The sequence below is a fragment of the Arthrobacter sp. FW306-1B-F12A genome (assembly GCF_058781865.1).
Genome location: NZ_JBYSXD010000007.1, coordinates 17,997 through 40,124, shown reverse-complemented (window position 1 = coordinate 40,124; position 22,128 = coordinate 17,997). Strand labels below are relative to the sequence as shown.

Below are 22,128 nucleotides of genomic sequence, written 5' to 3'. Positions count from 1 at the left end.
CAAAGGGCGCATCCCAGCGGGGTGCGCCCTTCGCCGTGCCCGGTACTCGATTCCAGACAGGCTCCCGCGGGCAAACACTCCGCATACTTACCAATCATGGACGCCGGGCAACCTCACCGGTACTGTGATCACACCCGAATGTTGCTCATCCGGGTACTGTGTCAATGGAGTCGCAGTGAAATCACATCTGGGGGATTTGATGACAACGCTGGTCCAGTCCGAGGGCGAATTACACCACGACGCAGAGGTCAACACCGTTTCCGGCGTGGACGGCGGTGGAGCGGGGTTCAGCCCAGAACATGAAAATGTCAGGATTGAGGACGCAGGTGAAGGGACCCTCAGGATCATTTTGCGGCCGGGCGGCCGAATCACCGCAGAAGACGGGGGTCTTGTCCAGGAGCGGTACCTGGCGCTGACGGGCGGAAGGGGCGCTGCGGTCCTACTTCAGGTCATCGGCGTCGAGTCTGTCAGCCGCGACGCCGTCCGATTCTTCAGCGAAGCGGCCACTATCACGGCCTTCGCGATTCTGGGTAGCACGCCGGTGGATCGTGTCATTGCCCACGGCAGGCACGGGCTCCCCGCACCGCAGTGCCCCACCCGGTATTTCTCCGATGAACAAGAAGCCTTGGGGTGGTTGCGCGAGCTGCGTGCTGATGCCGCAAAATAGGCACCAGGACGTCTTCGAAGTACACCGCCCTCATCCCTCCCCTCTGAACAACGCGGGGTCACTTACGGCCCATTTGGTGCCGCTGAATGGGCCGTAAGTGACCCCGCGTTGCGAGATCCCGCGTTGAGAACTGCGCGAGTTAAGAACTATGCGAAGTCCGAGACTGCCGGATCCGGTCCGATGCGGCCTTCGGCGCCTCGGTCCAGGCCGTTGATGGCCTCGATGTCGGCCTCATCCAAGGTGACGCCAAGGGCTGCGAAGTTCTCCTGGATCCGGGACTCGGTCACGGACTTGGGGATCACAACGTTGCCGATCGCGAGGTGCCAGGCGATAACCACCTGCGCCGGGGTGGCGCCGTGCTTGGCAGCAATCTGCGCGATGGTGGCGTTCTCAAGGAGCTCGCCACCCTGGCCAAGAGGCGACCAGGCCTGCGTCAAAATGCCCCGGGCAGCGGCGAACTCACGGAGTTCGGACTGGTTGAAGAACGGGTGGAGCTCGATCTGGTGGATCGCCGGAACCACGCCGGTCTCGTCGATCAGGCGCTGCAGGCCTTCCTTGCTGAAGTTGGAGACGCCGATGGACTTGATGCGTCCGCGCTTCTGGAGCTCGATGAGGGCCTTCCACGTGTCCACGAACTTGTCCTGCTTGGGCTGCATCCAGTGGATCAGGTACAGGTCAAGGGTTTCCAGGCCGAGGCGGTTCATGGACTCTTCGAAAGCCGCGAGCGTGGACCCGTAGCCCTGGTCCGCATTCCACAGCTTGGTGGTGATGAAGATTTCCTCGGGCTTGAGGCCGGAGGATGCTATGGCGCGCCCTACGCCTGCCTCGTTGCCGTAGATCTTGGCGGTATCGATGTGGCGGTAGCCGGCGTCGAAGGCCTGACGCACTACCTTTTCGGCTACATCGTCCTCAACCTGCCACACCCCGTAGCCGAGCTGGGGGATGGAGTTGCCGTCGTTAAAAGTAAGGTTCGGTGACGAAGTCATGGCTTCCATCCTGCCAGCCGTGCACACGGGGTGGCTACGGATTCCAGCCCCTCTAAGCTAGGCGCTTAATAGTTGTTATGTGGGAATAGACGCGTCTGCACCTAACTCGCCGAACTCTATGTGCCGGCTTTGGTCCCCAGCAACCGTTCGGCTTCCTCGACGTGCTCGTAAACGGCTTCGGCGCGTCGCCGTACCGAAGCCGCACCCACAGGAACGGGCCCGACGGCGAGACGCAGCATCGCGGCCGCCTCCGCCGTCGTGGCAAGAGAGTTACCCGCTTTGGACAGCGCGCGATGGACACCTGCGAGCGATCCCGGAATATCCAGCCCGTCACTGGGCGAACGGAGCTGGGCCTCCACGCAGACCGCACGAACCCTGGACGACAAGTCCGCCAGTTCGTTGGCAATGGCTACGAGTTCGCCGTAGAGCTGCTCGTCTTCGACACCTTCCAGCACCTGGTGATAGCGATCAAGGCCGCGGTGAAAGCGGTCGTGGGCACGGCGCCACAATCCTTTGCCAAGTTCAGCGTCATCCTTCCGCCCCTGCCGGACGGCCCCAAAGAATCCCAAACCAGCGCTCAGAGGTACTGGCCCGGACCGTGGTCCGGATCTTCAACTCGAGCAGGTTTGCCTGGTTCCGCTTCTTTGCCGGGAAGGTGGGCACGCTGGGGCTCACCGTTCTCCCCGATAACGACTCCGGGAGCAATCATGGTTCCGGGCGGGAGCTGGCGAAGCTGCAGCTGGGCAACAGCGTGCTCCCGGGCTGCCTGCTGTGCGGCGATAGCGGTCTGGATTCCGTGGAACAAGCCCTCGAGCCAGCCGACAAGCTGCGCCTGCGCAATCCGGAGCTCAGCGTCGGAAGGGGTCGCATTTTCAGGGAAAGGGAGGCTGATACGTTCCAGCTCCTCCACTAGTTCCGGAGCGAGGCCCTCTTCCAACTCTTTGATGGAGCGTTCGTGGATCGCGGCAAGGCGTCCGCGCGCTGCCTCGTCCAGGGGAGCGCTCTTCACTTCTTCGAGGAGCTGGCGGATCATGGTGCCGATCCGCATGACCTTGGCTGGTTCGTCGACGAGGTCCTGGAGGGTGCTGCCCTTCTTGGCGCCAGGCTTCCCGTCGGCCCTGGGGCCCGCTTCCGATGTGCTCTGTGCCGTGCCAGCGTCCAAGGTTGTGCCCTCCACCGGGATGTCGTCAAAACTCTCGCCACTGGGTTGAGTGTCGTCCTGATCGCTCATGCGTTCATACTCTCATGTGCCGCAACTCAGCCCAGCGCCTTGACCAGTATTTCGCCTTCGTCCTTAGCGAAACCACATTTTTCGTAGAAACCCGTTGCATAGAGGTTGGCCGGGACCCAGACTTCTTCCAGCCCGTGTTCCCGCATCCACTCCTCCATGACTGCCAGAAGGGACCGGCCGATACCGCGGCGGCGCCACTGCGCATGGGTCCCCATTTCCATGAGGAGCAGTTCCGCCCAGGGCCCGGCATTACGGCGGCGCTGAATGCAGCAGTGGAGGAATCCCACCATCCCCCCGCCGAGCTCAGCCAGCCAAAACAGCACGGCGGGGTCGCCCAGGAAGGAGCGGGCGCCGTCGTACGTCAACGCGCCCGACGGCGGGACTGAAGGATCTTCGTCGAACAAGTTATCCATCTCCGCCAGGCTGATCAGCGCGCCGGCGTCATCGGGACCAAGCAGCCGGATCCGGACGTCGGCATTCGTCAATGTTTCGATGTCAGCACCTCCCCTGCGGAGCAGTCTATGCGGTGGTTGTCCCGTTGCCGCGGACGATTCCGATCACGCCGTTGCTGGCGCCATTGGACTGCTGGACCAGCCTGGCTTCGCAAAGATCCAGCCAGCGGGCCTCCGCCTCGGCATGGAAGATCAGGGAGTCCAGGACAAGCAGCCTGGCGGTATCGGTCACTCTTTGGTTGGCGGCCAGGTCCTTGCGGTCCTGGGTGTACTCCTGCAGTTCCCGCAGGGATATCTCACGTTGGGCCTGGATGAGAGCGTGTGCGTCGGTCCCCGCCGTCGAGACGGCCAACGCCAGCTTGATGGCCAATTCGTTCCTCGGCGGCGCTCCACGATCCACCGCTGTTGAAAACCATCGGCGGATCTCCACAGTCCCCGCGTCGGTGATGCTGAAAAGCACGTGGCCTCGGCCGTCGTCGCCCTCTTTGCGGACCAAAGCGTCGCGCTCCAGCCGGTTCAACGTGGTGTACACCTGCCCGATGTTCAGCGGCCAGACGGATCCCGTGCGTTCCTCGAACGCCGCCCGCAATTGGTAGCCGTAGCGTGGTTGCTCCTGAAGCAATGCCAGGATGCTGTACCGGATGGACATCGCTCTCCTTCGTGCTGCCGGTTTTGCGGATGTCGCTAGAGCAGCAGAAGGACCTTGCCCATGTGCTCGCCGGAATCGAAGTACTCGTGGGCTTCGCGGACCTGCTCCAAAGGGAACGACTTGGCCACGAGCGGCTTGATCCGGCCGTCGGCCAGCATCGGCCAGACCGATTCGCGGACGGCGTTCATAATGACACCTTTTTCGGCGACCGGCCGCGGGCGCAGCGCTGTGCCGATGATCGCCGCACGTTTGCTGACCAGCTGGCCGAGGTTGAGTTCGCCCTTGACGCCACCTTGCAGCCCGATCACCACCAGCCTTCCGTAGTCCGCGAGTGCTTCCACGTTTTGCTGCAGGTATTTGGCACCGACGACGTCGAGAATCACGTCCGCGCCTTTGCCGCCGTTTTGTGCCTTGAGGCTTTCGGCGAAATCTTCTTCCGCGTAGTTGATGGCGATGTCGGCTCCGAGGAAGGCTTTCGCGGTTCCGACCTTTTCGGCCGTTCCGGCCGTCGTCGCGACCGTGGCGCCGTGCGCTTTGGCGAGTTGGATGGCCATGGTGCCGATGCCGCCAGTGGCGCCGTGGATCAGTACCGTCTCACCCGCTTGCAGTTGTGCAGTCATGATGAGGTTCGAGTACACCGTGGCGGCTACCTCAGGCAAGGACGCGGCGGTGACCAGATCCACGCCGTCGGGCAATCGCAAGACCTGCTCCGCGGGGACAGCAACCTGCTGTGCATAGCCGCCACCCGAAAGCAGCGCCACTACCTTGTCACCCACGGAAAACGGTTTGCTCACCTCGGGCCCGAACGCTGCAATCCGGCCGGAGACTTCAAGGCCGGGAATGTCGGACGCTCCCGGTGGTGGCGGGTAGAAACCGCGGCGCTGCTGGACATCGGCCCTGTTGAGACCTGCGGCGACGACGTCGATGAGAACCTCGCCGGGGCCGGGAACCGGAGCAGGGACGTCGCGGATTTCCAGAACCTCGGGTCCGCCCGGTTCGGAGATGTAGACGGCTTTCATAGAGTGCTCCCGATCTTGCTCAGTGCAATTGGCCTTTCAGACACCTTAACCGCGTTAATCGCGGAGGCAGGTTTTTGGCACAGCCAACTCCCTATGAAACACTACTAGGCAGGGAAGGTTGTCCGAGCGGCCTAAGGAGCTGGTCTTGAAAACCAGTGTGCGGTAACCCCGCACCAAGGGTTCAAATCCCTTACCTTCCGCGTGGCGCGCTTTAAGGCGCGAACTGGCAGCAGATGCCCACAGAATCGCTTCTTGTGGGCATCTGCTGCTTTTTCGACGGCGATAGCCAGTTCAGTAGCTGCGGTCCCCGAATCGGCGCTGCACGTCGAGCAGGAATTTGAGCCCGCCGTCAGACAGTTCCGAGTTCCGGAGACTCCAGCTGGCCGACTCCCGCAACGCCAGGCACCGGAGGGTCCGGCTGTTGTCCAGATCCAGGTGCCAGGCGTCATCCAAGGGAATCTCGGTGCCGCCAGGCATCCGGTAACCCTTTGCGTGGAGCGCCGACTGAATCACTTCCCGGCGCACGTTGTACGGGGGCGCCTCGCCGCTAACAGCCCAATGGACCAGCAGTCGCATGACCTCTTTGTCGACGCCGTGCTGCGGAAAGGCGAACCGCTCGGCCAGATAGTCCCACAGGGCTGCAGGATCCTGCACAGCGTGACGGCCAGCGGGGGTGAGGACCAGCCTTCCTTTAAACTTGCGTAACAGTTTCCAATCCTGCAGTTGTTCACGAAGGTCCAGGATCGGAACAACGTTGTTTTCATTTCGCCCCGGCATCGGCCACTCATCATCCCAGCCGAGCTGGGTCATGGCCCGTTTGACTATTGCGGGCTTGAGATAGCCGGCGGATGTCAGTTCCAGCCCGTCCGGGTGTGCTGCATTTAGAAACCACGAAACCGGGCCAAGGACGGTCTCCCTGTCTTCCGGTGTAGCGTCGCCCGGCCAGATCCGTCGTGCCAGTTGGCGCAACTGCCCATTCACCGCGACGAGATCGAAGTCGGTGGGGTCGAAATCGGCTGCCGGCTGATGGGTTACCAATTCGAGCCACTTCGCGCACTGGCCATGCTCGGAGTGGCCAGGGTTGCCAAGCACGGCCACCACATTCGCGTAGCCCGCTGCCCCGCCGGAGTCTTCCAGGGGTCCCCGCATCGCCCCATCGAGGCAGGCAACGGTGTTTTCAGGGAGAGTGGCCGGGCCCACGACCTCGATCTCGTGAATCCACGAATCACCAAAATCGTACTCGTACTCCAGCGGAGCTTTACCCGGCCGGGCCGGGTCAATGAGCTCAAGCAGCCCGACGTCGGCAGCAAGCTCGGCGCCGGGTTGCACGCCGTCGTCGTCGGTTCCGATGATGATCCGGCGGACGCCCTTACGATCGACACCGCTAACGCCGTAAAGGTGGCAATCCTTCCAACCGAAGGCCGTCTGAATGCTTCCGTGCAGCACAGCGACGGTGGCCGACTCGGGGAGGACCACCCGCCTCCAAATGAGCGGTTCAGTATCGCGAATTTCTATGCGGAGCTCGACGGCGGGAAACTGCTTGGGTGCGTCCATATCGGCCATTCTGCCAGTAGGGGCAGCGACGCCGGAACGCCCCTGATGCAGCCTAGACGGCTACTTCGACATATCCGTCCACCAAACGGGTGGCGTAGCTTGCAAGCCGCAGTTCGGGGTTGCTAAAGCATTCGCCGGTTTCCAGGTCGTACACCTCTTTGTGAAGCGGCGAGGCGATCGTGGGACGACTGCCCCGGGAACCGACGATTCCCCGCGCCATGACGTTGGAGAGGGTTGCGGGGTCCTGCTGGGATACGGCCAGGACTTCATCCGGCGTGGTGCGGAAGAGCGCTACTTGCCTGCCTCCGACCAGGGCAGCTTCGCCCCAGGCCGGTTCCAGCTCGTCGATCGCGCAGACGCGGTGCCAGCCGGACGCGGTCGGTGCGCTCTGCTGTTGTTCCTTTTCACGATCCAGAATTACGGTCATTTCAGCCCCTATCGCTTAGCCTGCCGGTCCGGCGGATCCAATTCCGCCATCCGGCACGGGCCGTTTGCGGCCACAACTTCACGGTAGGCCCGCCATGTTTCGCCGGAATGCAATCAATGTGTCCTGCTCGTAAAGGAGACCTCACATAACCGCAATCCTCACCGTGATGCCGAAGTTAAGCCCCCGAAACAAAAGGGAAACTGACGCGAAACTGCGCGTCTTTAGTCTGAAGTGACAAGTCGCGGATGACGGTTCTGCGGCACATGCGAAAGGCCGCCAGTGACCGGACATACTTCCCCTTCAGAGAACCCGCGCCGCATTGTTGTCGCGGGCGGGGGCCCTGCGGCCCACCGTTTTGCCGATGCCATGCATACCCGCGGTCTCGAGGGCTGGCACGTCACGGTCCTGACCGAGGAAGCACATCTTCCCTACGACCGGGTCACGCTGAGCAAGGCGCTCATCGAGGTGGACTACGACCTCACCCTCGGGCATGCATCGATGTGGGACCACGAAGCCCTGGACCTGCGGACTGGCGAGCGGGTAGTCAAGATCAACCCCGAAGCCAAGTCCGTGGAAACCGCCGCCGGCAACAGCTACGAATACGATGCACTCGTGGTCGCGACGGGTTCGAACGCCGCGCGCCTCCCGATCCCGGGTGCCGAACACACCCACGTCTACCGAACGCTCGAAGACGTCTGGGCCATCAACAAGGCGATCACCGAACTCACCGCGAAACTGGGACGCAGGATCAAAGCCGTCACAATCGGCGGCGGCCTCCTGGGCCTTGAATCGGCCGCCGGGACTGAGCGGCTTGGCGCCACCCCGATCGTCATCGACGGTGCGCCATGGCTGATGGCCACGCAGCTCGACGAAGGCGCTGGCCAGGCAATGGGCCGGCTCATCAAGGACAAAGGCTTCGAAATCCACGGCGGCGTGTTCCCCTCGGAAGTATTGTCCGACGACGGCCAGGTCACCGGCGTCCTCATGGCTGACGGCCGCATCATCGACGCCGACATCGTGATCGTCGCGATCGGGGTCAGGCCCCGCGACGAGCTCTTCCGTGCAGCGGAGGGTGAGGAGCAGGTCTTTACGCTTGGTCCGCGCGGCGGTGTTGTCATTTCCGATGGTTGCGAAACCGAGATCCCCGGCATCTTCGCTATTGGTGAAGTCGCCAACTTCGGCGGGATGTGCCTGGGGCTCGTGGCTCCGGCGAACACGATGGCCGAGATCGTGGCCGACCGGCTGCACGGCGGCCAAGCGACGTTCCCCGGCTTCGACACCGCCACCAAGCTCAAGCTCTCCGGAGTGGACGTGGCCAGCTTCGGCGATGCGTTCGCCAAGACCGAGCACTCCCTGGAGATCGTGTACGCCGACCCCGCACGCGGCGTCTACCAGAAGATCGTCACCACTGACGATGCCAAGACCCTCCTCGGCGGGATCTTCGTCGGCGACGCCACCCCGTACATGAGCCTGCGCCCCCTGCTGGGCCGGGAACTGCCTGCCGAACCCGGCGCCTACCTCACCGCGGCCGGCGGCGGGGACGCCCCCGAGACCGAACTCCCGGATGACGCGATCCTGTGCTCCTGCAACAACGTGGCCGCAGGATCTATCCGGGACGCCGTCAACGCGTGCGGGACATGCGAAGGCAAGGAGCCGGTCCACGACGTGCCAGGCCTCAAGGCCTGCACCCGGGCCGGCACCCAGTGCGGCTCCTGCGTCCCGATGATCAAGAAACTCCTCGAAGGGGAACTGAAGAAGTCCGGCATCGAAGTCTCCAAGGCCCTGTGCGAGCACTTCAGCCTCTCCCGCCAGGAACTCTTCGACGCCATCCGCGTGCTGGAGCTGACCTCCTTCGAGGACATCCTGGCCAAATACGGCACCGGCGCGGGCTGCGACATCTGCAAGCCCACCATCGCGTCCATCCTGGCCTCCCAGAACAGTGAATACGTGCTCGACGCCGGCCGCGGCACCTTGCAGGACACCAACGACCGCGCACTGGCCAACATGCAAAAGGACGGCACCTACTCGGTGGTCCCCCGCATCCCGGGCGGGGAGATTACACCGGACAAGCTCGTGGTCATCGGGACGATCGCCAAGAAGTACGGCCTCTACACGAAGATCACCGGTGGGCAGCGGATCGACATGTTCGGGGCCCGCCTCGAACAGCTCCCGGAGATCTGGGGCGAGCTCATTGACGCAGGCATGGAATCCGGCCAGGCGTACGGCAAGAGCCTGCGCACCGTGAAGTCCTGCGTGGGCTCCACGTGGTGCCGCTTCGGTGTGCTCGACTCTGTTTCCATGGCCATCAACCTCGAGCTGCGCTATCGGGGACTGCGCAGCCCGCACAAACTCAAAATGGGCGTCTCCGGTTGCGCCCGCGAATGCGCCGAAGCCCGTGGCAAGGACGTCGGCGTGATCGCGACTTCGGAAGGCTGGAACCTATACGTCGGCGGCAACGGCGGCGCGAACCCCGCCCACGCCCAGCTCCTTGCCGGCGGCTTGGACGACGAGACCCTGGTGAAGTACATCGACCGCTACTTCATGTACTACATCCGCACCGCCGACCGGCTTCAACGCACCGCCCGCTGGCAGGAAGAGCTCGACGGCGGCCTGGAGCACGTGCGCCAGGTGGTCGTCGAGGACTCGCTCGGCATCGCCGACGAGCTCGAGGCCGCCATGGCCAAGCACGTCGGGTCCTACGAGGACGAGTGGGCCGCGACCCTGAAGGACCCGGAACGGCTGCGCCGCTTCCGTTCCTTCGTCAACGCCCCCGAGCAGGAAGATGAGGCCATCGTCTTCGTCCCGGAACGCGGCCAGATCCGTCCGGCCACCAACGAAGAGAAGAGCGCCGTCTTGATTTCTTCCGCGAGCATCCCGGTCCGCGGAAGGGACTAAGGACGCACCTCGACGGCGAGCTACGGGGACGGGCGGGCTAAGGCGGCGGCGAGTGGTCGCCGCGGGCTCCGACCACGCCGCCTCGTAGCTCGCCGTCAGCGTTTTCCAGAAGCGCGCTCAAGCGCTCGACCTGCTCAGCCAGCCGGCGAATCTCCTGCTTCATGGGTTCCTCGGCGACTGTCGCGGCCGCCGCAGCTCCGGAAGAGACTTGTTCAACGAGCCAAGAGGCAACCGATGCGGTCACGACGCCCAGGACGGCGATTCCGCAAACCATCAAGCCGCCGGCAACGCAGCGTCCCACCACCGTCACCGGGTAGTGGTCCCCGTAGCCGACGGTGGTGATGGTGACCATCGCCCACCAGATGGCGTCGCCAAAGTTGGTGATGTTAGCGCCGGCGGCGTTCTCCTCCGCATCAAGCACGGCGAGCGCACCACAGTACGTCAGGAGGGCCGCGGACCCGAGGACGAAAGTGAGGATCCGGCCTCGCATGGCGTTCCCGGCTGTGCGATGAAGCAGCTTCAGGAGTGTCACGAGCCGCAACAACCTCAAGGGCCTGAGGACCGGGAGTGCCAGGATCAGCAATTCGTGCAGGTTCCGCACGAACCACTTGGCGCGCCGCCGCGCCAAGACGAGGCACATCGCATAGTCCAGGGCAAACACCAGCCACGTGACCCAAATGATGGTGTCAACAACCGTGGATTGGGCCTCGCTGAGATTGGCAATCACCTGGAATGAATAGGCCACCAGGAACAGCACCGCTGCCGCCACCATGGGCCATTCGGAAACCTGCCGCCATCGTTCTTGGGTCATTGGTCGATATTAGCCACCTACCCTATCGACCGCGTTCACCTGCTGGCACCCGGCTGCCTCCCAGCAAACGTTCATCTCGCAGTAACCGGTACTGGCTAGGATCGAGCCCATGATTAATATGATCCAGGCCATCGTCATGGGCCTGCTGCAGGGAATCACCGAGCTCTTCCCGATTTCCAGCCTCGGCCACAGCGTCATCCTGCCCAAGCTCTTCGGTTGGGGCCTGGACCAGAAGGCGCCGGAATTCCTGAACTTCCTCATTGCCACCCACCTGGCTACAGCAATTGTGCTGTTCTTCTTCTTCCTCCGGGACTGGATTGAGATTGCCAAGGGCCTTGGCCGTTCAATCCGGGACAGGAAGATTGCTCCGTCAGACACGTATGCAAAGCTCGGCTGGCTCCTCGTGGTTGGAACCGTGCCTGCGGGAATCATCGGTTTGGTCCTGGAGAAGCCTATCCGGAACCTCTTCGGTTCCCCGCTGATCGCCGCGGCCTTCCTGGTGGTCAACGGTCTGGTCCTTTTCGGGGCCGAACGCCTGCGGACAAGAGACAGCCGCCGTGCCGCGGAGCAGCCCGCCACCGCAACGGCTTCCGACGCCGAAATCGCCACCCTGCCGTGGAAGCGCGCCTTGGCAATCGGAACGGCCCAGGCAGCCGCCCTGATCCCGGGCATCTCCCGCTCCGGCTCGTCCATGGCCGGCGGTTTGCTGTCCGGGCTGAACAACGAGAACGCCGCGCGCTTCAGCTTCCTGCTCGCCACGCCGATCATCGGCGCGGCCGCCGTGCTCAAGCTGCCTGACCTTTTCACTCCGGCCATGGCCGACGAGCGTGGCGTGTTCCTGGTGGGGGCGCTGTGCGCGGGTGTCGCCGCATGGTTCGCCACCAAGTTCCTGCTTCGCTTCTTCGAGACCCGGACCCTGACACCGTTTGCCATCTACTCGGTGGTCGGCGGAGCGATCTACTTCATTTTGATGCTCGTCATGGGCTAGGGTCCGCTAATGGCATCGAGCCAAGGCATTGAAACTGTCAGAGGCCCCGCATAGGGTTTTGTCTGTCTCCACCACCCACACATGAAACCGTGGAACAACCGCGGTAACGACACAGGAGAAAACATGCCCACGCCTGACATCACCCCCGGCTCACCTTGCTGGATCGACCTGATGACCTCGGACCCGGAGAAGGCAAAGTCCTTCTACAACACGCTCTTCGGCTGGACCTACGAGACCGGGGATCAGGAAAAGTACGGTGGCTACATCACCGCCTCGAAGGACGGCAAGATGGTGGCCGGGATCATGCAGAAGCAGGAAAACATGGGCCAGATGCCCGATGTCTGGTCCACTTACCTGCGGACTGACGACATCAAGGCCACCACCGAAGCAGCCCTCGCCAACGGCGGCCAGGTCTACATGGAACCCATGGAAGTTCCGGACCAGGGAACCATGGCCATGTACGCGGATTCCTCCGGAGCGGCCATCGGTGCCTGGCAGTTCGGCGAGATGAAGGGCTATCAGCTGGCTGCCGAAACAGGCGCGCCGGCCTGGCACGAGCTCTTCGCCAAGGAGTACGACTCGGCCGTTTCCTTCTACCAAAACGTCTTTGGTTGGGAAACCACGGTCGTGGGCGACACCCCGGAGTTCCGTTACACGACGCTCGGTGAGGGCGACAACTCCAAGGCAGGCATCATGGATGCCTCCGGTTTCCTCCCTGCCGAGGTGCCGTCCTACTGGGGCGTCTACTTCGCGGTGGACAAGGTCGATGACACCATCGAGCAGGCCGTCTCCCTGGGCGCCACCGTGGTCCAGGCGGCTGAGGACACCCCCTACGGCCGGATGGCCACCCTGACCGACCCGACGGGTGCGATCTTCAAACTCATCCAAAACCAGGCTGCATAAGCCCAACCGCCAGGCGCAGCCCGCTACCGCCAGAGAGCATGCTCTCCCCCGGGACCGACGAGTGGACATATCAGGCTTATGTCCACTCGTCGGAACGGGCAGGGAGCATGCTCATTCTTGTTGGGGGAATATGCTCATTTTTGGAGCGGAAGGCCGAGCATGTCCCTGGCGATTTCGTCGGCGTCGCGGAGGGTCCGTTGGCCACTCCGATAGCCGCGACCATCGGATGGCCGGGCTTCGGCCGCGATGGCTGTCCCCCATTGGGTGGAAGAAAGCTGCAGGCCGAGGGCGTACATTCCCGGAGTCACGGAACCGTTGGCGCCCACCACGCGGTACGGATGCGGCTGGACATCCAAGCCGGACGTCTGCACCGGCGTTCCCTCGGCAGTCATCATCACCTTGGGCCGCACCAATCCGTCGGCGAGCAACTGCCGCAGGAACGGAGAAACACTCACGCCTACCCGGTTCGCCGGGGACATGGCCTCAATAAGGATCCTGGCTTCCGCGGCGTCGTCGTGCACCCAGGCAGATACCGCCCGGAAGACGCGCTGGGAACGGTCGACGCTGAACCGCGGATCCGGGCCCACAAAGCTCACGACGCCGGCACGCGCCAAAGCGGCCAATTGTTCGGCGCGCAGCGCTGGAGGACCGCTCGCGAGCCCCTCAACGAAGGATTCGAACCAGCCGCGCAGCTCGCCCACCCACGATTCGTCCGTGATACCGCCGTCGGCCACGGCGCTCTTCAGGATGGCCCGTCCGGTGTGCAACGCACCGATGGCCATCTTCACGGGATCCGACTCTCCCAGGGCGGAGCGGCGGGCGTCATCGTCCAGATAGTCCACGACGGCGGCGTCGAGTTCCTTCCTGGACGCGAAGGAGTGCCCGGCCAAGGGCGCCGCGAGGCCCAGCAGGTCAAGGCGGCGCGACGATGCAACATGGGTGGAGACCAACTCGGCGACATGGTTTTCCCAGCGCCCGGTGGCATGCGCGTGGGGCTGCAACAAGTCTTCGAGAGCGGCCAGGAATTCCGTCGCATCAGACACGGCCACGGGCTCGGCCACAACCAGCGTTGAGTAGTAGGCCCACAAGGCGTCGCGATGCAGGAGGGGCCAAAGGTCATGGTCGAAGCCAGGCTGGATGCCGGCCGCGGCGAAGCGTTCCACCGCGCTCTCGGTCAGATACCGCAAGCGCACGGACTTGGGATAGTAACCGTCCAGCCCGGCCTTGGCCCGGTACGGAGTGCCGCGCCTGGATGCCGCAATGATCTTCGGTTCCTGGCCCGAAGGCAGGTACTTGAGCTTCCCGTGGAGACCGCCTTCGGCCGGCACGAACTGTCCGCCGCGGCCTTCGGTCAGCTGGCCCATGACGTCGAAGAAATTCAGCCCCATGCCCCGGACCAGGACCGTCTCCCCCGCAGGGACCAACGCCCAGTCCACATCGGCCGGAGCGGCCGGCGGCACATACAGCAGCCCGAGCTCCGCTGCCACCTCCCTGAACGAACGCTGCTCCGGGTTGAGCCGGGACTCAAGGTGGCCCAGCGCGAGGACGAGGGAATCCACGGTGAGCCGAGCGCCGTCGTCGAGTTCGACGTCGAACCCTCCGCCCGCTGGCTTCCCCGACGAACCGTCCGCCGGGCCTCCCGGCAGTGGATGCGCCGCCACGGCGTTGCTTCGGTGGAAGGCGATCTCCACTCCGGCCGGGACACGGTCCAGCAGTTCCTCAAGAGTCGAACGGAGATACCGTCCGTAGAGGGCACGGCTGGGAAAGTCGTGGGAGGCGAGCACGGCGAGTTCGGCCCGTTCCTCGGAGCTCAGGCCTTGACCGCCGACGGACTGCTTCTCCGTCCGCCACTGCTCAAAAGAGCCCCCGGCGAGGGGCGGCGCGAGTTGCTCGTCCTCGGGAATCAGTGTGGGGTAGAACGACTGCGTGTTCATGAGGTAGAGCCGGGACTGATCGGGCTGCCAGACGTGCCCGGGACCGGCGGGATAGGGGTCCACGACGTCGATGTGCAGGGAGCGTGTGTGCGTTTCCGTCGCGGCCCAATTGGCGAGCAATCGCTCCAGCACACTGGTGCCGCGGGGACCTGCCCCGATCAGCCCAACCCGGATGTTCTGCGATTTACCCACGCCCAAGCCTAACTTCTTGTGACTTGCTTCCTGCTCAGACAGTCACTCTAGGATGAGGCATGACCACCACAGCAGCTGATCAAGCGCCCGCGCCCGACAACGAAACTGCCCAGGGTACCGCAATCGCCCCCGAACCTGTCGACGAGAATATCTGGCTCGAAGACATTCATGGCGAGGAACAGCTGGCCTGGGTGCGGGAGCAAAATGCCCGCACCGAAGACTTGCTCGACGACGCCGAATACACCGCGCTGGAAGCCGGAATCCTGGAGGTTCTGGACTCCACCGACAGGATCGCCATGGTCAACAAGCGCGGCGAGCACTACTACAACTTCTGGAAAGACCAGCAGAACCCCAAGGGCCTCTGGCGCCGGACCACGTGGGAAAGCTACCTCAGCGACGCCCCGGAATGGGACGTGCTGCTCGACATCGACGCACTGGCCGCCGCCGAAGGCGAAGAATGGGTTTTCCACGGCGCCAACTTCCTGCGCCCGGCCAAAGGCGAACCGCACCGCCTCGCCGTCATCGCGCTCTCCCCCGACGGCGGCGACGCCAACCGCCACCGCGAGTTCGACGTCGAAACCCGCACCTTTGTGGACCCTGCCGCAGGCGGTTTCGACCTTCCGACCGCGAAGGGCAACGTGAGCTGGCTCGACGCCGACACCTTGCTGGTTGCCACGACCGCCGACGGCCTGCCGAAAACCAGCTCGTCGTACGCGCGCTCCGGTGTGAAGCTCCGCCGTGGCCAATCCCTGGCCGAAGCCGAGCGGATCTTCGAGATCCCCGAAGACCACATGATGGCGCTCGTCGCCCGCGACTCCACCCCGGGCTTCGAACGCACTTTCGCGGTGGACTGGATCGACTTCTTCAACCGGACCACGTCCGTGCTGCGCGATGACGCGTGGCTTGCCATCGATGTGCCCACCGACGTGAACCTCAGTTCCCACCGTGAATGGCTCATGTTCCGTCCTCGGCAGGACTGGAACGTGGACGGAACCACCTATCCTGCCGGATCCCTGTTGGCCGCCGACTTTGAGGGCTACCTGTCCGGGACACGTGACTTCACGGTGCTTTTCACCCCGGATGAGCACACCTCCCTCCAGTCATGGAGTTGGACCCGGAACTACCTCCTCCTGAACCTGCTGCACGACGTCTCGTCCGAGATCAGGGTGCTCGACCCGGCCCGCAAGGACTCCACCGGCGGGTGGGCCTCGACTTTATTGGATGCGTGCCCGCCGCTCCACGATGTGAACGCCTACGCCGTCGACGACGAGGACGAAGCAGAAGGCGACGACGCCGGAAACGACTACTGGCTCGTCGCTACCGGCTTCACCACCCCCACGACGCTCATGCGCGGCACCCTGTCCCCGGGTGTGGCCAGTTACACGCTCGACGCAGGCCACGACGGCGGGGTGGCGAGCACGCACGCGGTAGTGAAGTCCTCGCCGTCGTTCTTCAACGAGGCGGACTACGAGGTCCAGCAGCACTTCGCCACCTCAGCGGACGGCACGCGCGTGCCCTATTTCCAGGTGGCGTCCAAAGGCCTGGACCTCGACGGCGAGAACCCAACGCAGCTATCTGGCTACGGCGGGTTCGAGGTCTCAAGGACCCCCGCCTACAGCGGAGCCATCGGGCGCGCCTGGCTGGAACGCCGGAGCGAAGGCATTGCGCCCGACGACGGTTCCGCACCGCATTCACGCGGCGGCGTCTACGTCGTAGCCAACATCCGCGGCGGCGGCGAGTACGGTCCCGCGTGGCACAGCGCTGCCTTGCAGGCGAATCGACACCGCGCGTTCGAGGACTTCGCCGCTGTGGCACGGCACCTCATTTCGCGGGGCGTCACCAGTCCGCGGCGGCTCGGCTGCGTGGGCGGCTCCAACGGCGGACTGCTGGTGGGCAACATGCTCACCCAGTATCCGGAGCTGTTTGGAGCCGTCTCCTGCGGTGTCCCCTTGCTGGACATGCGCCGTTACACCAAGCTTTCGGCCGGCTACTCCTGGATTGCCGAATACGGCGACCCAGACGTCCCGGAACAGTGGGAGTACATCCGTACCTTCTCCCCGTACCACCTGCTGCGCGACGGCGTGGAGTACCCGGAGACGTTCATCTGGACAGCCACCTCCGATGACCGGGTAGGCCCGGTCCAGGCACGGAAGATGGCCGCCCGGATGCAGGCAATGGGCATCCCAAACGTGTGGTTCCACGAAGCACTCGAAGGCGGTCACGCGGGAGCCTCGGACAATCGCCAGGCGGCCTCGCTCCAAGCCCGCAGCCAGCACTTCCTGTGGCGTGCGCTTACGGGCAAGGAGGGTTCACGGCACTAACGCCCTCAACGGTGGAGCGCCCGACGGCGGCCCGCGTCGGGTCCGGCAGGCGGCGTGGCGGCGCCCGACGGCTGCCCGCGTCCCCGTTTTGCACTGGGTGCCCAGTTCTGCGTATCCTTGGTTGGCTAGCAATAGCAACTGGAGACGTGCCAGAGCGGCCGAATGGGCTTCACTGCTAATGAAGTGTGGGGCACAACTCCACCGGGGGTTCAAATCCCCCCGTCTCCGCGTTTTGGCCCCGGTCCTTGGACCGGGGCCTTTTTGCGTTCCGGGGCCTTCAGCGTCCGGTTCTGGCGGGGAAGATTCATGTCTCCGACTCCTTGAATTCAGCTTGCGCCAATAGCCTCGTCCGGGTAACGGAGACCACCGACGAGGAGAGATTCATGCGTTCAATGACGAGATTCGCGATCGCGACGGTTGGGGCCGTCTTGCTGTCAACCACGTTGCTCACTCCGCCGGCACTGGCGGCCAATGACGGCAACACTTCAGGACAGAATGGCTCCAACGGCAACGGACACCAAGGCAATACCGAAGCCTTCAGCTTCGGCGTGATCGGCGATGTACCCTACGGTGCCGCTGAGATCCAAGCCTTCCCGTCCTACATCCAGGACCTCAACGCACACAAGGAACTGAGCTTTGTAGCACACGTGGGCGACATCAAGAACGGGTCATCCCAGTGCACGGACCAGTACTTCGAAGCCATCAAGAAGAACTTCGACAGCTTCACGGCTCCGCTCGTCTACACCCCGGGCGACAACGAGTGGACTGACTGCCACCGAACGAACAACGGCGCCTACAACCCCCTCGAAAGACTGGCCAAGGTTCGGGAGGTGTTCTTCCCGAAGCCAGGTGTCACGCTTGGTTCGCCGATGCAGGTGAAGTCACAGGCAAAGGAAGGCTTCCCGGAGAACGTCAGCTTCCGCAAGCATGAGGTCGCCTTCACTGCCGTCAACATTCCGGGCAGCGATAATTCGATGCTGCCTTGGACAGGACTTGGCCAGAGCCAGCCGACCGCCGCCCAAATGGACGAGGTACAGCAGAGGACCGAAGCTGACATCCAGGAGTTGCGGGACACCTTCCGCAAGGCGCGGAACAACGGTGACCGGGCCGTCGTCGTGATGACGCAGGCGGACATGTTCGACCCGACAGTCGCAGCCCCTTCGCAGGCGGACTTTGGTGCTTTCAAGCCCCTGGTGCAGACCTTGATCGAGGAATCGAACTCGTTCGGCGGGCCGGTCTACCTGATCAACGGCGATAGCCACGTTTACAACCAAGACCACCCCCTTGCTGCCGGTTCCGCGTGGCTCTCCTTCTACGGGCAGGCCAGAGCAGCGAAGAACCTGACGCGAATCACCGTGGATGGATCCAACAATGCCAAGGACTGGCTCAAGGTCACGGTCAACCCCGAGGAAGCCACGAGCGTCATGTCGTTCGAGCGGGTCCCGTTCACGCACCCGGCTTCGTAGCTTTGCCCACAACACTGCGGCTGACTTCGGCTCCGGCGTGCCGGTGCAGCGTGAGGCTGTCCACCGTGCTCAACAGCATCACGGCAGCCATGGAGAGGAAGGCGCCACGGTACGCCGAGGAAGGGCCGTCGCCGAAGAACGACGCATGGTCGAAGAGACGCAGGAAGAGCGCACCCACTGCAATACCAGCGCCCGCGGCCAGTTGCACCAACGTGGCTGACACTGCGTTGGCCGAGGGAAGCTCCCCCGGGACGATATCCGCATACTGCACGGAGGCGTACGCCGAGAAGCCGATCGAACGGAAGGCCCCGCTGGCCAGCAGCAAGGCAAAAATCAAAGGCTCCGGGGTCCCTGCGTTGAGGGCCGCACAAGCGGCAAAGGTGACGGCCGAGGCGAAAGAGGCGAAGACCAACACCGGCTTGAAGCCGAATCGCCGAATGATGGGCGTCGTTGCGGGCTTGATGCCTATGTTGCCAATGAACACCGCTGCCACCATGGCACCGGATTTGAGTGGATCCCAGCCAAAGCCATCCTGGAACAACAGCGGCAGCAGAAAGGGCACCGAGCTGATGGTCAGGCGATAGACGAACCCTCCGGTTGACGTGGCCCGGAAAGTGCGCGTGGCGAAAACCCGGAGATCGAAGAGCGGAGCCCTGGCCTTGAGCATCCACCAGGCCGCTCCAGCCAAAGCCAATGCTCCGGCCAGCAGCACTGCTGCCGGAACCGCGCCCGCGCCGTGACCGCCGACCCCTTCAAGACCCACCACAAGCGATCCGACGCCGAACGTGGTGAGCGTGAGGCCGAGCCAATCGAGCCGCCGGCCCGCATCGCCCCCCTTGCGCGGAACCAGCCTCAGGGCTGCAACGAACGCAGCAAGCCCCAACGGCACGTTGATGAGGAAGATCCAGTGCCAGGAAAGATACGTTGTGAAAGCTCCGCCAACGAGCGGCGCCAAAACGGGCGCCAGCAACCCTGGCCAGACAAGGAATGCCGTGGCGCGGAGAAGCTCCGACTTGGGCGTGCCCCGCAGCACCACGAGAGTGCCTACCGGCACCATCATGGCTCCGCCGGCCCCCTGTGCCACCCGGCTCAAGGTCAGCAGAGTGAGGTCCTGGCTGGCCGCGCACAGCACCGACGCCACCGTGAAGACGGCGATCGCCAGACAGAAGATCCGGCGTGCGCCAAATCGTTCTGCGAGCCAGCTACTGAGCGGAATTCCCATGGCCACAGTCACCAGGTAGGCGGTCATCGTGATGTTGACATCGGCCGAGACTACTTTGAAGTCGGCGGCGATGCTCGGCATGGCGGTTGTAAGGACTGTTCCGTCCAGGAACTCCATGAAGAAGGTGGCGGCAACCAGCAAGGCGAGCCGTGGCTGCCACTTGGATTCGGACAGGACGTCCGGGGCTGCGCCCGTCACGCCGCTTGGCCGAGGACAAGAGGCAACACCGATCCTGCTCCGGCTTGCCTGAGAGCGCGGCCGGCAACAGTCATGGTCCAGCGGCTGTCCGCAAGGTCATCGACCAGAAGGATGCCTTGGCCGCCGAGCGACGCAAGGTTCTGTCCAAGTTCCGAACCCACCACGAGGCGCTCCCAGACACCGGCCAGCCGGTAGGCGCTGTTGCCGCCGCGCCCGCCAGTTGGTCCGCCGTGCTGGAGTTCGAGGGCTCCCAAATAGGGCATCCGGCCGATTCCGGCTATGCCGCGGGCCAAGGATTCGACGAGCGCCGGCTTATTCCTGGACGGGATGCTCACGACGGCTGCCGGACGCCCTTGGCCGCTCCACCCGGTGGATCGGCCGTCTCCGGCAGACCATTCGCGCAAGACCTGCACGCAAGCCTGCAACATGGCAGGTTCAACCTCGCGGTCAGCCGCACCGGCGGCAAAGAGCTCACGGAGGGCACCGCCCCAGCCGAGGTCCGTCAGGCGCGCCAACACGCGCCCTTCGGCCAGCAATTCCTCCGGTTTGATCTTGCCTTTCACCGCCACGCCCAGCCGGTCCATCCCGCTGGGCCATTGAAGCCGTGGCTCGAGCGCAATGCCCGCCCGGCGAAGCGTCTGCCCGGCGGCGTCGGCGGCGGCTGCTGCCACGTCCGCCGGGAACCACCTGCCGGCGCAATTGTCGCAGCGACCGCACGCACGCGCGGACTCGTCGTCCAGGACCGCGGTGATGTATTCCATGCGGCATCCGGCGGTGTCCTGGTAGATCACCATGGAATCCTGCTCGTCCACCCGGGCCTCGGCGATGCGGGCGTAGCGTTCGGCGTCATAGATCCACGGACGTCCCGTGGACTTCCAGCCACCGCCCACGCGCTCCACCGCTCCATCCACGGCCAGGACCTTCAGCAGGAGTTCCAAGGGAGTCCGGCGCAGGTCCACCCGCGCTTCGAGTGCCACGGTGGACAAGGCAGAGCCGGCTTCGGCCAAGACGGTAAGTACGGCGGCGGCCTTCTCCTCGGAGGGCATCGAAGCAGTGGCAAAGTACTGCCAGATCTCGCGGTCCTCGGATCCGGGAAGAAGGAGCACATCGGCGTTTGCGGCGCCACGACCGGCACGGCCGACCTGCTGGTAGTAGGCCACCGGCGATGAGGGGGCGCCAAGGTGGATGACGAATCCGAGATCCGGTTTGTCGAAGCCCATGCCGAGCGCCGAGGTGGCAACGAGCGCCTTCACCTGGTTGTCCTTGAGCAGTTGCTCGGCCCGTTCACGATCCGCGGGGTCCGTGCGCCCGGTGTAGGACAAAACGTTGTGGCCTGCCTCGGAGAGCAGCCGGGCGGTGTCTTCAGCGGCCGAAACGGTCAGGGTGTAGATGATTCCGCTGTCTGGCATGTCTGCCAGATGGGTCAACAACCAGCCAAGGCGATCGCGCGAATCGGCGAGCTTCAAGACACCTAGCCGCAAGGACTCCCGGCCAAGCTGCCCGCGGATGGTCAGCACTCCGGCGCCGAGCTGCTCTTCGATGTCATGGACCACCCGGGAGTTTGCTGTGGCCGTGGTAGCCAGCACGGGAACACTCCCAGGCAGTTGCTCGATAAGATCGGAGATGCGCCGATAGTCGGGACGGAAATCGTGCCCCCAGTCCGAAATGCAGTGTGCCTCGTCAATCACCAGGAGACCGGTGCGGCGGATGAGCTCGGGAAGCTGGTTCTCCCGGAACGAAGGATTGGTGAGCCGCTCCGGCGAAACCAGGAGAACGTCCACCTGGTCCGCGGCCAGTTGCTCCCGGACGTTGTCCCACTCAAGCTGATTGGCGGAATTGATCGCCACGGCCCGCACTCCGGCACGTGCGGCCGCTGCCACTTGGTCCCGCATCAGCGCGAGCAGGGGCGACACGATGAGGGTTGGCCCTGCGCCCCGGCGCCTCAACAACAACGACGAGACGAAGTACACGGCCGACTTGCCCCAGCCCGTCCGCTGCACCACCAAAGCCCGGCGTCCGGCGTCGACGAGGGCCTCAATCGCCTCATACTGGCCGTCGTGGAATCGGGCGTCCGCATTTCCCACAAGCTCCTTCAGTACTTCAAGGGCCTGCAGCCGGGTGGTGGACTGTTCTGCTGCGAGTAGGGCAGCATCCGGGTTGTTGGGCATGGCTTCAGTATTCCAGCACCCGCAGACAGCCAGAACCCGGAACGT

At 64.1% G+C, this 22,128-nt stretch carries 18 protein-coding genes and 2 tRNA genes; 8 read left to right on the top strand and 12 right to left on the bottom strand.

Annotated elements, in window-relative coordinates; translation table 11 throughout:
• The first annotated feature begins 175 nt into the window (after nt 1–175).
• Entirely contained in the window at nt 176–667 is a 492-nt protein-coding gene (locus AC3WJU_RS05655; protein ID WP_492259358.1) for a DUF7793 family protein, read from the top strand.
• A 146-nt stretch (nt 668–813) separates the two neighbouring features.
• Here the strand turns inward: AC3WJU_RS05655 and AC3WJU_RS05650 are convergent, their stop codons facing one another.
• The 6 genes from AC3WJU_RS05650 to AC3WJU_RS05625 all read right to left on the bottom strand — a co-directional run bounded on the left by AC3WJU_RS05650 (nt 814) and on the right by AC3WJU_RS05625 (nt 5,004).
• Nucleotides 814–1,653: an aldo/keto reductase gene (locus AC3WJU_RS05650; RefSeq protein ID WP_492259357.1), complete on the bottom strand. Its 840-nt coding sequence runs from the start codon at nt 1,651–1,653 to the stop codon at nt 814–816.
• Between the two features lie 116 nt (nt 1,654–1,769).
• Nucleotides 1,770–2,222, bottom strand: coding sequence for a hypothetical protein (locus AC3WJU_RS05645; RefSeq protein WP_307053097.1), 453 nt, complete (start codon nt 2,220–2,222; stop codon nt 1,770–1,772).
• Between the two features lie 8 nt (nt 2,223–2,230).
• Complete coding sequence (locus AC3WJU_RS05640; RefSeq protein WP_059388643.1) at nt 2,231–2,884, bottom strand: bacterial proteasome activator family protein; 654 nt, start codon at nt 2,882–2,884, stop codon at nt 2,231–2,233.
• A 26-nt stretch (nt 2,885–2,910) separates the two neighbouring features.
• On the bottom strand, nt 2,911–3,369 hold the full coding sequence (locus tag AC3WJU_RS05635) for a GNAT family N-acetyltransferase (RefSeq protein WP_492259356.1): 459 nt from the start codon (nt 3,367–3,369) through the stop codon (nt 2,911–2,913).
• A 34-nt stretch (nt 3,370–3,403) separates the two neighbouring features.
• Nucleotides 3,404–3,985, bottom strand: coding sequence for a PadR family transcriptional regulator (locus tag AC3WJU_RS05630; RefSeq protein ID WP_307053099.1), 582 nt, complete (start codon nt 3,983–3,985; stop codon nt 3,404–3,406).
• 35 nt (nt 3,986–4,020) lie between these two features.
• A complete protein-coding gene (locus AC3WJU_RS05625; protein ID WP_492259355.1) occupies nt 4,021–5,004 on the bottom strand; it encodes an NAD(P)H-quinone oxidoreductase in 984 nt (327 codons plus the stop codon).
• A 112-nt stretch (nt 5,005–5,116) separates the two neighbouring features.
• Here AC3WJU_RS05625 and AC3WJU_RS05620 point away from each other — a divergent pair.
• Nucleotides 5,117–5,204, top strand: a tRNA-Ser gene (locus AC3WJU_RS05620).
• A 91-nt stretch (nt 5,205–5,295) separates the two neighbouring features.
• On the opposite strand, the gene AC3WJU_RS05615 is transcribed toward AC3WJU_RS05620, so the two are convergent.
• Both AC3WJU_RS05615 and nirD read right to left on the bottom strand, forming a co-directional pair.
• Nucleotides 5,296–6,558, bottom strand: a complete 1,263-nt coding sequence (locus tag AC3WJU_RS05615) for a plasmid pRiA4b ORF-3 family protein (protein ID WP_441438433.1) — start codon at nt 6,556–6,558, stop codon at nt 5,296–5,298.
• 52 nt (nt 6,559–6,610) lie between these two features.
• The gene (gene nirD / locus AC3WJU_RS05610; protein ID WP_492259354.1) at nt 6,611–6,985 is read right to left on the bottom strand and encodes a nitrite reductase small subunit NirD; all 375 of its coding nucleotides are present in this window, start codon (nt 6,983–6,985) and stop codon (nt 6,611–6,613) included.
• A 279-nt stretch (nt 6,986–7,264) separates the two neighbouring features.
• Between nirD and nirB the strand changes: the two genes are divergently transcribed.
• Nucleotides 7,265–9,880 (top strand): nitrite reductase large subunit NirB, encoded by a 2,616-nt coding sequence (gene nirB / locus AC3WJU_RS05605; RefSeq protein WP_492259353.1) that lies wholly within the window; start codon nt 7,265–7,267, stop codon nt 9,878–9,880.
• A 37-nt stretch (nt 9,881–9,917) separates the two neighbouring features.
• On the opposite strand, the gene AC3WJU_RS05600 is transcribed toward nirB, so the two are convergent.
• Nucleotides 9,918–10,691, bottom strand: coding sequence for a potassium channel family protein (locus AC3WJU_RS05600; protein WP_059388637.1), 774 nt, complete (start codon nt 10,689–10,691; stop codon nt 9,918–9,920).
• 109 nt (nt 10,692–10,800) lie between these two features.
• Here AC3WJU_RS05600 and AC3WJU_RS05595 point away from each other — a divergent pair, with 109 nt between their 5' ends.
• Both AC3WJU_RS05595 and AC3WJU_RS05590 read left to right on the top strand, forming a co-directional pair.
• A complete protein-coding gene (locus AC3WJU_RS05595; protein WP_284988775.1) occupies nt 10,801–11,679 on the top strand; it encodes an undecaprenyl-diphosphate phosphatase in 879 nt (292 codons plus the stop codon).
• A 123-nt stretch (nt 11,680–11,802) separates the two neighbouring features.
• Nucleotides 11,803–12,582: a VOC family protein gene (locus AC3WJU_RS05590; RefSeq protein ID WP_059388636.1), complete on the top strand. Its 780-nt coding sequence runs from the start codon at nt 11,803–11,805 to the stop codon at nt 12,580–12,582.
• 134 nt (nt 12,583–12,716) lie between these two features.
• Here AC3WJU_RS05590 and AC3WJU_RS05585 read toward each other — a convergent pair whose 3' ends face one another.
• The gene (locus AC3WJU_RS05585; RefSeq protein WP_492259352.1) at nt 12,717–14,708 is read right to left on the bottom strand and encodes an FAD/NAD(P)-binding protein; all 1,992 of its coding nucleotides are present in this window, start codon (nt 14,706–14,708) and stop codon (nt 12,717–12,719) included.
• A gap of 59 nt (nt 14,709–14,767) precedes the next feature.
• Between AC3WJU_RS05585 and AC3WJU_RS05580 the strand changes: the two genes are divergently transcribed.
• The 3 genes from AC3WJU_RS05580 to AC3WJU_RS05570 all read left to right on the top strand — a co-directional run bounded on the left by AC3WJU_RS05580 (nt 14,768) and on the right by AC3WJU_RS05570 (nt 18,495).
• A complete protein-coding gene (locus AC3WJU_RS05580) occupies nt 14,768–17,029 on the top strand; it encodes a prolyl oligopeptidase family serine peptidase (RefSeq protein WP_492259351.1) in 2,262 nt (753 codons plus the stop codon).
• A gap of 140 nt (nt 17,030–17,169) precedes the next feature.
• Nucleotides 17,170–17,257, top strand: a tRNA-Ser gene (locus AC3WJU_RS05575).
• Between the two features lie 155 nt (nt 17,258–17,412).
• Nucleotides 17,413–18,495, top strand: a complete 1,083-nt coding sequence (locus tag AC3WJU_RS05570) for a hypothetical protein (RefSeq protein ID WP_492259350.1) — start codon at nt 17,413–17,415, stop codon at nt 18,493–18,495.
• Here AC3WJU_RS05570 and AC3WJU_RS05565 read toward each other — a convergent pair.
• Nucleotides 18,476–19,915 (bottom strand): MFS transporter, encoded by a 1,440-nt coding sequence (locus AC3WJU_RS05565; protein WP_492259349.1) that lies wholly within the window; start codon nt 19,913–19,915, stop codon nt 18,476–18,478. The two genes, AC3WJU_RS05570 and AC3WJU_RS05565, sit on opposite strands and share 20 nt — an antisense overlap.
• Nucleotides 19,912–22,083: a RecQ family ATP-dependent DNA helicase gene (locus AC3WJU_RS05560; RefSeq protein ID WP_492259348.1), complete on the bottom strand. Its 2,172-nt coding sequence runs from the start codon at nt 22,081–22,083 to the stop codon at nt 19,912–19,914. The genes AC3WJU_RS05565 and AC3WJU_RS05560 overlap by 4 nt, the downstream gene beginning before the upstream one ends.
• Nucleotides 22,084–22,128 lie beyond the last annotated feature (45 nt).

What these genes read in the sequence shown, in the direction of transcription:
- AC3WJU_RS05650 (WP_492259357.1), bottom strand. Translation starts at nt 1,653, where the DNA reads ATGACTTCGTCACCGAACCTTACTTTTAACGACGGCAACTCCATCCCC.
- AC3WJU_RS05640 (WP_059388643.1), bottom strand. Translation starts at nt 2,884, where the DNA reads ATGAGCGATCAGGACGACACTCAACCCAGTGGCGAGAGTTTTGACGAC.
- AC3WJU_RS05630 (WP_307053099.1), bottom strand. Translation starts at nt 3,985, where the DNA reads ATGTCCATCCGGTACAGCATCCTGGCATTGCTTCAGGAGCAACCACGC.
- AC3WJU_RS05625 (WP_492259355.1), bottom strand. Translation starts at nt 5,004, where the DNA reads ATGAAAGCCGTCTACATCTCCGAACCGGGCGGACCCGAGGTTCTGGAA.
- AC3WJU_RS05615 (WP_441438433.1), bottom strand. Translation starts at nt 6,558, where the DNA reads ATGGACGCACCCAAGCAGTTTCCCGCCGTCGAGCTCCGCATAGAAATT.
- nirD (WP_492259354.1), bottom strand. Translation starts at nt 6,985, where the DNA reads ATGACCGTAATTCTGGATCGTGAAAAGGAACAACAGCAGAGCGCACCG.
- AC3WJU_RS05600 (WP_059388637.1), bottom strand. Translation starts at nt 10,691, where the DNA reads ATGACCCAAGAACGATGGCGGCAGGTTTCCGAATGGCCCATGGTGGCG.
- AC3WJU_RS05595 (WP_284988775.1), top strand. Translation starts at nt 10,801, where the DNA reads ATGATTAATATGATCCAGGCCATCGTCATGGGCCTGCTGCAGGGAATC.
- AC3WJU_RS05590 (WP_059388636.1), top strand. Translation starts at nt 11,803, where the DNA reads ATGCCCACGCCTGACATCACCCCCGGCTCACCTTGCTGGATCGACCTG.
- AC3WJU_RS05580 (WP_492259351.1), top strand. Translation starts at nt 14,768, where the DNA reads ATGACCACCACAGCAGCTGATCAAGCGCCCGCGCCCGACAACGAAACT.
- AC3WJU_RS05570 (WP_492259350.1), top strand. Translation starts at nt 17,413, where the DNA reads ATGCGTTCAATGACGAGATTCGCGATCGCGACGGTTGGGGCCGTCTTG.
- AC3WJU_RS05560 (WP_492259348.1), bottom strand. Translation starts at nt 22,083, where the DNA reads ATGCCCAACAACCCGGATGCTGCCCTACTCGCAGCAGAACAGTCCACC.